General features: G+C 31.4%; 12 protein-coding genes. All 12 read left to right on the forward strand.

Annotated elements, in window-relative coordinates:
- The first annotated feature begins 82 nt into the window (after nt 1-82).
- Nucleotides 83-889 carry a helix-turn-helix transcriptional regulator gene (locus tag FOD82_RS03420; RefSeq protein ID WP_144355092.1) on the forward strand — a complete coding sequence of 269 codons (807 nt, stop codon included), beginning with the start codon at nt 83-85 and terminating at the stop codon, nt 887-889.
- Nucleotides 890-891: 2 nt separating this feature from the next.
- The gene (locus tag FOD82_RS03425) at nt 892-1269 is read left to right on the forward strand and encodes a hypothetical protein (RefSeq protein WP_144355093.1); all 378 of its coding nucleotides are present in this window, start codon (nt 892-894) and stop codon (nt 1267-1269) included.
- Nucleotides 1270-1398: 129 nt separating this feature from the next.
- Nucleotides 1399-3177 carry an oligopeptide ABC transporter substrate-binding protein gene (locus FOD82_RS03430; protein ID WP_144355094.1) on the forward strand — a complete coding sequence of 593 codons (1779 nt, stop codon included), beginning with the start codon at nt 1399-1401 and terminating at the stop codon, nt 3175-3177.
- A 161-nt stretch (nt 3178-3338) separates the two neighbouring features.
- Nucleotides 3339-6707 carry an SEC10/PgrA surface exclusion domain-containing protein gene (locus FOD82_RS03435; protein WP_144355095.1) on the forward strand — a complete coding sequence of 1123 codons (3369 nt, stop codon included), beginning with the start codon at nt 3339-3341 and terminating at the stop codon, nt 6705-6707.
- Between the two features lie 154 nt (nt 6708-6861).
- Nucleotides 6862-7167, forward strand: a complete 306-nt coding sequence (locus tag FOD82_RS03440) for a damage-inducible protein J (protein ID WP_144355096.1) — start codon at nt 6862-6864, stop codon at nt 7165-7167.
- An 82-nt stretch (nt 7168-7249) separates the two neighbouring features.
- Nucleotides 7250-7471, forward strand: coding sequence for a type II toxin-antitoxin system YafQ family toxin (locus FOD82_RS03445; protein ID WP_144355097.1), 222 nt, complete (start codon nt 7250-7252; stop codon nt 7469-7471).
- A 131-nt stretch (nt 7472-7602) separates the two neighbouring features.
- Nucleotides 7603-9321 (forward strand): cell division protein, encoded by a 1719-nt coding sequence (locus FOD82_RS03450; protein ID WP_144355098.1) that lies wholly within the window; start codon nt 7603-7605, stop codon nt 9319-9321.
- 95 nt (nt 9322-9416) lie between these two features.
- On the forward strand, nt 9417-9755 hold the full coding sequence (locus FOD82_RS03455) for a helix-turn-helix transcriptional regulator (protein WP_144355099.1): 339 nt from the start codon (nt 9417-9419) through the stop codon (nt 9753-9755).
- Between the two features lie 143 nt (nt 9756-9898).
- Entirely contained in the window at nt 9899-10249 is a 351-nt protein-coding gene (locus FOD82_RS03460) for a hypothetical protein (protein WP_144355100.1), read from the forward strand.
- A 123-nt stretch (nt 10250-10372) separates the two neighbouring features.
- Nucleotides 10373-11734 (forward strand): SLAP domain-containing protein, encoded by a 1362-nt coding sequence (locus FOD82_RS03465; protein ID WP_144355101.1) that lies wholly within the window; start codon nt 10373-10375, stop codon nt 11732-11734.
- A 19-nt stretch (nt 11735-11753) separates the two neighbouring features.
- Complete coding sequence (locus FOD82_RS09765) at nt 11754-12542, forward strand: hypothetical protein (RefSeq protein WP_186277708.1); 789 nt, start codon at nt 11754-11756, stop codon at nt 12540-12542.
- An 18-nt stretch (nt 12543-12560) separates the two neighbouring features.
- Entirely contained in the window at nt 12561-13079 is a 519-nt protein-coding gene (locus tag FOD82_RS03475; protein WP_144355102.1) for a hypothetical protein, read from the forward strand.
- The last annotated feature ends 7 nt before the right edge of the window (nt 13080-13086 follow it).

Raw genomic sequence — 13086 nt, forward strand, 5'->3', positions numbered from 1 at the left:
TTTTCGAATACGAAAGTTCGTGGACTCTCAACTCTTTTCTTTATAAAATCAAGTTGACATTTGGAAAGGTGAGAGAAAACGAATGACAATAGGAGAGGCATTGAAGTCAGTAAGGCTTGAACATGGATTAACACAAAAAGAAATGGTTGCTGGTTTTACAACTGAATCGTTTTATTCAAAAGTTGAACACAATATTCATAAGATAGATGCAGAAGTATTGCTTAATATTTTGGTCGCAAACCATATTGATTTGGAAGATTTTTTTGATAAAATTTTAAGTCAAGATTCTAAAAAAAATCCATATTTTGAATTAGAAAATCAATTGAAATTTGTTCAAAATATAAAAGATATTACAAAATTAGATAAACTTGCAGAAAATCTTAAAAGTAATATTCCAGAAGTTTTTAAAGTAAGGTTAGAGGAAGCATATGCGTGGATTTTGCATTCAAATGCACATGCTTCAATACAGTTAAAGAAGAAGGTTCGAAGACAATTAACTAAATGTGAGTGGAATAAGTTTTCGTATACGTTTTTGAGTCATGCAATAATATTGCTTGATATTGAGGATGCATATAAGCTAGTTGATTCCGCATTTAAAGCTTATGAACGTGATCCGCAGACGGATGTTTATACGCTTCAAGCTATTAGTCAAATTTGTATAAATTTTTTGAATTGTTGTTATCACCAAAAAGTAAAAAGAAAATATATTTATAGAGCATTAATTATGCTTAAATCTTTACCAGCTAATTTAGCAATTGGATTAGAAAAAATTATTGGTGAGTATTATACAGCCTTATTCAAAAATAATAAGCAACAGCAAAAAGAAATTGTTAAATTATTAAAGTTAGTAGGATATTATCAACTTATTGAGGATACAGTGGAGGAATAATAATGAAGAAAAAAATTGTTTTTTTGATGAGCTTGTTAGTAATTTTAGGAATGGGACTTAGTTTAAGTAAGCAAACAGCTAATGCAAGTTTTGCAAGTAAGTATCATCTTAAGGCATATATAATGCCTAAGAAATATCGTGGAACTTGGCATCATGGAAGAAATAAATTAAAAATCTCTAGCCGTAGAGTTAATGGATATTCATTATACAAGTTTCCACAACACTCTGTAATTCCATATAAATCTAAAGTTTACTTGGTACAAAAAGATGGAACTGGTATTACTTTAGCAGCTCCACAAGTGGATGGTTTTGGATTGAAGAGAAGTGGTAAGTTTTTAATTTGGCAGGCTTTTGGTTCTAGAATTAAATATCATCGTTAAAATAATTATTATTTCTAATACGAAAAAAGATAGAAATCATACGTTTGATTTCTATCTTTTTTGCTATAATAATTGCTTGGAGAAGTGAAACTATTTCAAAATACAAAATACTATGGTAGGGATGAGAAAATGAATAAAACAAAGTTATTTATGGGTACAACTATGCTTTCAGTAGTAGCAATGACACTTGCTGCATGTGGTAAAAGCAATAAGAGTGCTGAAACTAAAACCATAAAACCAACTGAGATTTCTGCACTTAAAACTTCTGTTCCAGAAGCTCCCACAAAACAAGGTGGTACTGTAAAAACCGCTCTTATTTCTGATAGTCCATTTACTGGGATTTTTATTACAGAATTGCAGACTACAACTGTAGATACTGCTGTATCACAATACGGTATTGAAGACCTTTTTGGTATGAATGACCATTATGTATTTAACAATAATGGTCCTGCAACATTAAAGCTTGATCAAAAAGCTAAGACTGCAACTATTAATATTAAAAAGGGTGTTAAGTGGTCAGATGGCAAGCAAGTGACTGCACGTGACTATGTGTATGCTTATGAAGTTTTAGCCAATCCTGAAGCACAAAATCCTAAGTATAATGGTAGTTTAACTAATATTATTGGTATGGAAGATTACCATAATGGTAAGAGTAAGACGATTTCTGGAATTAAGATGCCAGATGGCGCTAATGGACGCAAGATTGTGATTCATTTTAAAGAAATGAAGCCAGGAATGAAGCAATCTGGTAATGGTTATATTCATGAAGTTGCTCTTCCATACCATTATTTGAAAGATGTTTCATTTAATAAGCTTATTTCAAGTGATAAAATTCGCAAAAAGCCACTATTTTATGGCCCATATCAAGTAAAAGATATTGTTCGCGGAGAAAGTGTAACTTGGGTACCTAATAAGTATTACTGGCGTGGAACACCAAAATTGTCTAAGATTGAAATTTCAGTAGTTTCTTCAACTTCAGCGACCGAAGCTCTTAAAGCACATCAATTTGACGTAATTCAAGTTCAAAGTTCTAAGTGGAATGATATAAAGAAGACGAAGGGCTTTAATTTTGTTAAGGGAACAGTCCCACAATATACTTATCTTGGCTTTAAAGTTGGTAAGTGGGAAAACAACAAGAACGTAATGGATAAGAATTCTAAGATGAATAATAAGTCTCTTCGTCAAGCCATTGCTTACGGAATGAACATTGAAGGAACTTATGGCAAGATGAGTAATGGAGCTGCATTTAGAATTCCAACTTTAATTCCAACTCAATTTGGTGATTACTCTGATAAAAATATCAAGGGTTACACTTATAACATTAAAAAAGCTAACCAACTTCTAGATAAAGCGGGATATAAAAAGAAGGGTACTTATCGTATTCAGCCAAATGGTAAGAAATTAACTATTCGCTTGGCTGCAATGGGAAGCGGAGATGCTGCCAAGAATCCAGTAATTCAAACTTTTATTCAAGATTGGAAGAAGATGGGTTTGAATGTTAAGTTAACTGATAATCGCTTACTTGATCAAAATATCTTCTTAGATAAACTTCAACACGATGACTCAAACATTGATATGTTTATAAATGCTTGGAATTTAGCAACTGAACCTTCTCCAGCTATGGTATATGGTGAAAAGACTCCAATGAACTATGGTCGTTTTGTAACTAAGAAAAATAATCAACTAATTAAAGAAATTGATTCTCAAAAAGCATTCAATCATTCTTACCGTGTAGATAAATTCCATGAATGGCAAAAGTACATGAATGATGAAGCTTATGTTGTGCCAATGTATAATGCTTATCAAGTTACTGCAGTTAATAGTAAGTTAACAGGGTATTCAACATCTCCAAGTAAGTCAATGGGTAATAAGTTGCCTAACTGGTATTATGTAGGATATAAGAAATAATAATTTAAGAATAAGGCTGTTTAAAGCAGCCCTATTTTTTTATTGAAAATAAAATTTTCGAATACGAAGATTTGTGGATTTTTAGAAATTAAAAGCATATTGTTATTCTTGTATTTTGTATTTTGGAAAAGTTAATAAAAACTAGAGGAAGTAATACAGACATGAATAAAAAGGTTAAAATTACAAGTTTAGCTACTGCAGCTCTTGCAACAGTTGTATTGGCTAGTGCAAATTTGAATGATGAAGTTAAAGCAGATTCTCAAGTATCAGGAACTACTGCTAAGGCTAACTCTGCAGTTGATAATGCTAAGGCTAATGTTGATAGCGCTCAAAAAGCAGTAAACGATGCACAAGTTAAGGTTAATGATGCCAAAAGTTCACTTGATTCTGCCAATAGCAATGCTTCAGCACCAGATAATGCATATTCAACTCAAGCAGACGTTGTTGCAAAAGACCGAGTAGATGTTAAAACTAAGAGCGATGCGGTTGATAATGCAACAAAAGAACAAGAAAAGCGCCAAGACTTAGTTAATGAAGCTAAAAAGCCAAATGCCATTGATAATGCTAAGAAGGCAGTTAGTGATAAGAATGATGATATCGCTAAGAAGCAAGATGCTGTAAAGACTGCTCAAAGTAAAACCCCTGCAGCTGAAAAAGCAGTAAATGATGCTAAGAGTAATTTAACTGATAAGCAAAATGTTTTAAATGATAAAAAGACTGCTAAGTCAGATGCTGATAAAGCTGTCAAGAATGCTCAAGATGCTTTAAATGGTACAGGCATTAATGAAGCACAGGATGCTGTTAATAAAGCTAATAAGGCAGTTGATCAAGACAACAAAGACAAGAAGCAAATTGATACTGATGTCGAAAATGCTACAAAGACTAAGAATGATATTGATAAAGCTAAGCAAGTAGCAGATAAGGCCAAAACAGAGGCAACTGCTAAGCAAAATGATGCTCAAAAAGCTTATGATACTGCTAAAAAATCATCTGATGAAGCTAAAACTAAGGTAGATTCAAAGAATGTAGATATTTCTAACTTGAAGGATCAACTTTTAAATTTGAAAAATATAAGTATAAATACTATTGATCTTGGGGATGTTAATAAGTTTAAAAAAGCTTATATGGATTATGCTTTAAAGGGTAAGTTAACTCAAGATGATATTGATTATGTAAATTCTGCTCGTAGTAAGAATAACTATATATCATCAGAAGATAATGAAACAATAAATTATAATGATATGTCAAAGAATCAAATTCAAGATATATCATTATTTGCTACTAATGTTTTGAATAAAGTTAGAAGTCAATTAGGATTAAAAGTATCAGATGATGAAGTAAATCCTGCCATGGTAGATTTTGCTCAAAAAATAGCTAAAAGATATAATACTGATTTAGCTAAAAGATCATGGGTACCTGGTTGGCATGATGCTACTGGAATAAATGATGAATCTAAAAATAGTGGACTTGAGTCTAATGAAAGACCAGATAGATCAGTATGGCAAAGATATGAAGATTTAAGTACTACAAACTATGGTTATGAGGCTAATCCTACTGGTACTATGAACGAATTGAAAAGTCGAGTATATAATGCCATTTTAACAATGCTTCTTCCAGATGGAAACGGCTATGATGATCCAAATAGTGATAAAAGTTATGAAATGGGCCATGCTGGTGGTTTATTAGGAATCACTGTAAATAAAAATAGCATTGAATACTTAAACAAAGCTAAAAATATGTATGAAAGTGCTAAAAAAGATATTGAAAATGAGCCTGGAACTCAAACGACTATATCTAATGATGGTAAAGAAGAAGTTTATAACCTACATAATATTGATGTACTAAATACAAAAATTGAAAAACTCACACAAGATTTAAATGATATAAATAATGGTAAGCTAACTGATGATTTTATTGAATCAAAGCAATATCTTTCAGCAATAACTACATTTTATTATGATCCTGTTTCACAAATGGATGTTTTCCAAATTCACTTCTTAAATGTTTCCCCTAATAATGTAAAAGATGCTACTAAGTTTGGTGATACTAAGGCTATTCCTTCATATGATGACCAAATCAAGGATTTACAAAAGTCAATTAGTAACGAAAATAACGTATTAGTCCAATTAACTAATGACTATAATAAAAAACAAGCTACAACTAATACTGCACAAATCAATCTGACTAATGCACAAAATGACTTGAAGTCTAAGACAGAGGCTGCCGAGATTGCTCAAGAAAACTATGACTCTGCAGTTAAAAAATTAAGTGAAGTAACTACTAAGCAAACTCAAATCAATCAAAAGTTAACAGCTGATCAAAAGATTCAAAACTCTGCTCAAGCTCGTCTTGCTGCATTAACTGCTTCAAATGAAGAAAAGGCAAAGAATTTGCAAACAGCAACAGCTACTCAAGCTAAGGCAGAAGAAGCAGTTAAGACCGCTCAAGAAGCTGTTAACCAAGCTCAAAGTAAGCTTGAAAATGCGCAAAAAGTCCAATCTGACTTAAACAAGGACATTGCTGCCAAGCAAGAAGCAGTTAAGAAGGCTCAAGATGAACTCAAGACTTTAGAGCAACATGTATCAGATCTTGAAAATGCTCCAGCAAACTTAGATAAGGCTAACAAGGAATTAGCTACTGCCAAAGATAATCTCAAGACCGCTCAAGATGCTTTAACTAAGGATGAAGCTAAGCTTAAGGACTTACAAGCTGCTAAGGATTCTGCAGATAATGCTGTTGCAACTGCCCAAGCAAATTATGATCAAGCACAAAATGAACTTAAGACTGCTCAAGACAAGCTTACCCAAGCACAAAATGAGTTGAAAACTATTCAAGATAAGGAAGCTTCAAAGAGCAATATCAAGACTAATACAACTACCAAGAAGTCAACTAAGAATGAAGCTAAATCAACAGCTAAGCAGACTTTAAGTCAAAAAGCTCGTGTCTACGATAAGAATGGTAAAGCTATTAAGAAGAATGGCAAGTTTGTAACCTACAAGAAGGGTGCCAAGATTAATGGCAAGCTTGTTACTATTAAGGGTAAAAAATATTACCAAATTGGTAAGAATGAATTTATCAAGGCTGGCAATGTGAAAGTTAATAAGACTACTAAGAAATCAGTTGCTAAATCAATTAAACTTACTCATACTGCATTTGTTTATGACAAAAACGGTAAAATTGTAAGAAAAGGTCTTAAGATTAACTATATTAAGCGTGGTAAAACTGTTAAGGCTTTGAAGACTGTTACTATCAAAGGTAAGAAGTATTACCAAGTTGGTAAGAATGAATTTATTAAGGCAGCTAACGCTAAGTTTACAACTCAGGTCATTCACTTAACTGCAACCATCAAAGCTAAGAAGAATAGTAAGGTTAAGACTTATGCACGCAGCGGTAAACTTAACAAGCATTACGTACTTGGCAAGAAGAGTTACAAGTTCAATGAGAAACTTACAATTAATGGTAAGACTTACTACAAGATTGCTGGTAAGAATGATTGGGTTCCTGCAAGTAAGCTTAACTTAAAGAAATAATCTTTTTCCTCTTTGAAAAAATAGATAATAAAGTATAATTCAAAAAATAATTTCTACCCTCAAAAGAAGTCACGAAAGTGGCTTCTTTTTGTATTAATAATGCAAAACATGGTATCATTTAAGTATCAAATAGATACCAGAAAGGATGAATATTATGACTACAACAGCTTCTACAATTAGATTAGACTCTGACCTTCGTAAAGAATTAAATAAAAAATTAGATGAGGTTGGTTTAACCTTGAATGGTTATTTTACTTTGGCTGCTAAGCAATTTTTAATTCAAGGGAAAGTTCCATTTGAAATAAAATCAAAGCCTGATATTGAAAATATAACTCTTAATGAGAAGACTCGTAAGGCAATTATTAGAGCATATGCTGAAGAAGAAGGTGTAATTCCAAATACTGCTAGAGAGTTTGATAATGCTCAGGATATAATGGAGGACTTATTCGGTGACAAGTAAAGAATGGAAAATTCATTATGATTGAGAATTTAAAGCTGATGTTAAAAGATGGAAAAAACAAATTCCTGAACTTCAATAGGAAATGAGAGCTATTGTAAATTTTATTTTAGAATTTGGCTATATTCCAGATGATTATAATCCGCATTCTTTAAATGATCCTACATTGCCTTATTATGGGAATATGGATTTTCATCTTTTTGATGGAAGGCTTGATTTAGTAGTTATTTATACTGAATTTAATAAAAAGAAAGTTTTCAGATTTATTCGTTTAGGTTCTCATAAAGAATTGTTTAGTAAAAAATGAAATATAAAAAGAAGTCACGAAAGTGGCTTCTTTTATTTATGAAAATAAAATTTTCGAATTAGAAAGTTTGTAGATTATTAATTTATAAAAGCATAAAATTATTTAGTATTACAAAAAGTGGAGGGAAAAGTTTGAAAATAAAAAAAGTAAAGTGGGATAAAGTTGGTTTAAGTGTATTACCTTATCTTGTTATTTTGCTTACAACCTATGTTATGTTGCGTTACCAAATTAGAGCACATGCGACTTTTATTACGAGTGATCGTTTTTTGCATTTTTCAAGATTTTATGATGCTAGTATGCAAATTAAAACTGGTAATTTTTCGTATTTCCAGATGAATTATGGCTTTAATGAGTGTGGAAGAATTTTTAATGCTTTATATGGTCCATTATTTGCTTACTTAAATGGTCTTGCTTTAATACTTTGTCGTAATTGGTATAATTATTCGCTATTAACTAATATAGCTGTATGTTTAGTTGGCGGAATTGGAATGTATCAATTAGGCTTAAAAGGAAAAGTTAATAGAACTATTTCTTTATTATTAGCAATTTTATATTTGCAGTTTGGAATCATTATTGGAATGATGCGTGCTAATAATTTTATGGCATGGGGAGCAGCGCTTGCGCCATATGTTTTGATTCAAGCTGTCAATATGATGCAGGATAAAGAGCGTCCAATTCATTGGCTAACTTTAGGAATTGTTATGGCTGTAGTTGCTCAAGTACATTTGTTGTCAACTGTAATCTTAGCTGTAACTTTGATTCCATTTGCAATATACAGTTTTGTTGAAAGTGATAATAAAAAGCAGATAGTTATTGATATTATAAAGGCTATAGGAGTTGCAGTTGTTTTAACAGCAAATATTTGGGGTGCGTTTATATATGTTTATGCTTCAAATAAAATTGCAACACCAAATATCTATTCATTAAGAATCCATGCAATTCACACCAGTTTAATGGGGCGCTTTTATCAACATGGACACATTGGTTTTGGATTTTTCTTAATGATGGTATTTCAATTCATATATCTTCTGCGCTATTTTAAAAAGTCTCATCTTAATACATTGGCAACTATTTGGAGCTTAATGATTTTTGTAGTATCTTCAAAATTAATGCCATGGGATGCAATTCAGGCTAAATATGCAAATCTAGGATCAAGTCTTCAATTTCCATATAGATTAGTTGTTGGTGCAATTCCATTAATGCTGATGGCGTTTGGAATTAGTGCAACTCAAATTTGGGAGCAAAAAAATTATCGGGAAGTAAAGAGAAACTTTATCCTTTTTGCAATTTTAATTGTAATTTTTGAAGGTTTAGGTAGTAGTGTTGCTATGAATTATAGCTATGCAAATACATATGCTAATTCCAAGCGTGTGGTTAGCATGGATAGTTATTATACTATTTCTAAAAACCGCAAAAAATTCAGACGTCTTACTCGCAAGACTAATAATGGTGAATTGTTTAGAAACCTAAGTCATGCAGAACCAGATTATTTGCCAAAACCAGTATCTAATGACTTTTATGGAAATTATGTTATTAAAGCACGTAAAAAGTTTAAACATAGTGTTAAAGGTAGTAAGTTAACTATTACGTGGAAGAGCAAAAAAGCTAAAAAGATGATATTGCCATTAATAATGTATAAACAATCTCAATTAGTATTGAATGGTAAAAAAGTTTCTCCAAAACTAATTAAAAATGGTCAACCGCAAATATTAGCTCGAAAAGGACAAAATAGTGCTACTTTAAGCTTTAAGGTTGCAACTTGGTTCTGGATTTTACTTATTATTACAATTCTTGGTTGGATTGGATTATTAGTATATTGGATTATACTTCTAAGTAGAAAAATAAAATAATGAAAAAGTCTCAAAAGAGGCTTTTTTATTTGGGCTTTAAAATTTTGTTATAATATCTTTTGGAGAAATGAATTAGTATTTTGAGGGGAGATTTTATGACAATTGGTGAGGCTCTGAAATCTTTAAGACTAGAAAATGGATTAACTCAAAAAGAAATGACAGGTGGTTTAGTTTCAGAATCATTTTATTCTAAAGTAGAAAATGGAATTCACAAAATTGATGCAGATTTATTGATAGATATTTTATCTTTACATAATTTTGATATAGTAGATTTTTTTACTAAACTTGCTCATCAAAAAAGAGAAAGTAAGCCAAGTTTTGAATTGCTTAGTAGGATTATTTTTGCACAAAATAAAAAAGATATTAAAGAACTAGATAGAATTTCAGAAGAAATTAAAAATGGGGGGGTAATCAGCTTGACTATTCCACTGTAAAGAGAAAGTTAGAGATAGCTTATGCTTGGGTATTACATTCTAATAGTAGAGTGTCAAGCCAGTTAAAGCGGAAAGTAAAGACTGTATTAGGTAAAAATAGATGGAATAAAGTATCTTATACATATTTAAGTCAGGTAGTAGTTTTGCTTGATATTGATAGTTCATATATATTCTTTAAAAAAGCTTTTCAGTCGTTTAAAAATCACCCTTCCAATGATACATTTACTTTACAAGCATTGGGGTATTTAGGAGTTAATTTTTTAATGTGTTGCTACTACTATGATGCACCAAAAGAATATTATCAAACTGCAATTGAAGCGGTACATTCATTGCCTATTGAGCCTGCAATTGGAATAGAGAAATTACTTACTAATTATTTTGAAGCGTTAGTTAATCATGATAAAACAAGAAAAGCTAGAATAGTACAAGACTTAAAAGAGACCGGATATTATTCAATTATTAGAGATATTGATAATCAAGAAAAGGGATGCTAAAAGGCGTCCTATTTTTTATACAAAAAATTAATTTCGAATACGAAGATTTGTGGATTTAGCATTTTATTTGGAATATTATCATCTACGTAAATTGATTTTTTGGAAAAGTGAGGATATAGATTCATGAAAAAATCTTTGAAATATAGTGGAGCTATCGTTGCTGCTCTTTTAGCAGTTGCACCAGTTGTTGTAAATAATAGCGCAGTAGTTAATGCCGACAGTACTACTCAAGTTGCTAAAAAGGGTCAACCAGGTGATAGTAAGGATAATCCAATAAAGTTAACCTTGCGCTATGATGTTTCAAACATTAAAGCTGGTGATCTTATGGATATTAACCATGAAAATAATGTAGATATAGTTGAAAATAGCGCTCATCTTTATGCTGATGGTCAATTGTTAACTAAGGGAACTAATGGTCGTCAAAATTGTATTGATGGTGGAGATTCAATCAGTCCAAAAGATAAAAAAGATATTGATGATTATATTTTCCGTGAGGGTCATACTTACACTATTGAAGGTGGAAATATTTCACAATTAAAACCAAATACTTGGTACACTTGGACTGATAATTATAGAGGAAAAACACATACCCAACAAACTGATAGTGATGGTTACATGGTTGCTCATGACGAATTAGGAAACGTTAAAGATTTTAAAAATTATGAAAACTATGGCATAAGTAGTGATCCTGTAACTTTTATAGTTGGTAAAAATGGCAGTAAAGTAATTAACGAAGATCAATCTAAAGATAATAATACTAACTCATCAACTTCAAAAGATGATCACAAGTCAGATAGCACAACTAACATTTCCCCTTCAACTCCTGCTACTGATGCAAGCTCATCTTCAAAGAGTGACAGTTCAAAAGACACTTCATCAACCAGCACTTCTACAACGACTCCTTCAACTTCTCATTCTACTGTAGATAGTAATTCTGAAATTTCTAGTTCAACTCCAATTTCTAATCCATCAATTGATAAAAAGAATGAAGTTACTTCAAGCAAGTCAGATAATGAACCTGCAGCAGAAGTTTCAGATTCAAAGACTAAGACTACTGTTAAGACCTCATCAACTAAGCGAGTTTTAGTACATAATGCCTATGTTTACACTAGTAAGGGTAAGCTTGCTAAGAAGAATAAGAAGCACATCTTGCTTAAGAAAGGTGCTACAGTTGATACTTTTGGCAAACAAGTACCTATTAAAGGCAAGAAGTTCTACAAGATTGCTAAGAATCAATATGTAAAAGTTGCTAACTTTGTAACTGGTTCAAAGGCTATTAAAGTTAAGGTTACAGCTACTGTTAAGGGAAAGAAGAATGCAAAAGTTTCTACTTATACTTCAACTGGTAAATTAACTAAGAAGCATGTTTATGGTAAGAAGACTTACAAGTTTAACCAAAAGAAGACTATTAAGGGTAAGACTTATTACAAATTAACTGCTAAGAATCAATGGGTATTGGCAAACAAGTTGGCTTTGAAGAAATAATTATTTGGAGAAAAAAGTTTTGAATAAAAAGAGATATTTTGCATTAGCTGCAGCAGCACTTTTAGCAGTAGCACCGATTGCTACAACAAGTTTTGTTTCAGGTCCGATGATTGTTAAGGCGGATTCAGTAGCATCTATGGATCAAATTAATGATACATTTTATCAAGATGCACGTAAAGAATATTCCGATTCAGACTATTCTTTTATTAAATTAACTAAAAAAACGCCTTATATTGTTGGTTATAATAATCAAACTGTTAAAAGTTTTGCTGGTCAAAGAGTTACTGATGTAACTTCTAACATTGGAAGAGTTAATAAGTTAGTTAAGATTTATGTATTTCCAGCTATGGATAATGGTATGCCAGACTTTGGTAATGTTTTACATCAAAGTGATAAATTAGAATTGGGTAAAAATTATGTTGCATTATTATCATGTAATGTTTCGTTTAGTAATGATGATGGCAAAGTAATTATTCCGATTAGTACTGATTATTATGAAGCTGATGAAGCACCTAGATCAGAGAGAAACTATGTTGATTCGAATGATATTGGATTATTTGTTCCGATTAAGGTTTCCAATAAAAAGGCTCCGTCATCAACCACCAAAATAAACGCACGTGGTTACGTAACTGTACGTAAAGGTCATAAAGTACGTACTTACACTTCAACTGGTAAGTTCAGTAAGCATTATGTTTATGGTCACAAGACTTACAAGTTGAATCAAAAGAAGAACATCAAAGGACATGGAACTTGCTATAAGATTTATGGCAAGAACCAATGGATTCCAAGTAAGTATTTGAAATTTTGATTTATATGAGATTTTAAAATGAACAAAAAACGATTTAACTTAATTTTATTAACAATTGTTTCAATCTTTTTTGGATTATCAATTAATACCAATAAAGTTTCTGCAGCAAAGTATGGTGCAAGTCTCTATACGACTCCCAAAGCAATGCGTGGAACTTGGTATTTAAAAAATACTAAAACTATGCCAAATACTGGTGTAAAGTCAGATGTATTGCACCCATACAGCAAAATAAAAATTGGTACACATACAATTATATTTACTAAAAAACGTGGTAAACGTGGACTGAGTGGTAAATATACTTTGTATAAAACTCCTAAGAACGTTGCAAAGTTTTCAATTAAGAAGATAAATGCTGCTGAAAAATATGCTGCAAAGCATAGATGGCTCGCACCTGATAATATTAATTCTAGAGGTTTTGAATTTAGAAAAGAAACTTGGCTTCGCTCATATAGTTCAACTTCTAATGGTGCGCTTTCTGTTAAAGGACGTACGTTAACTTTTGAAAATATTTTCATGAAAGATACATTTAGAAAATAAGATTAAT

The sequence above is a fragment of the Lactobacillus sp. LL6 genome, from assembly GCF_007570935.1.
Lineage (GTDB): Bacteria > Bacillota > Bacilli > Lactobacillales > Lactobacillaceae > Lactobacillus.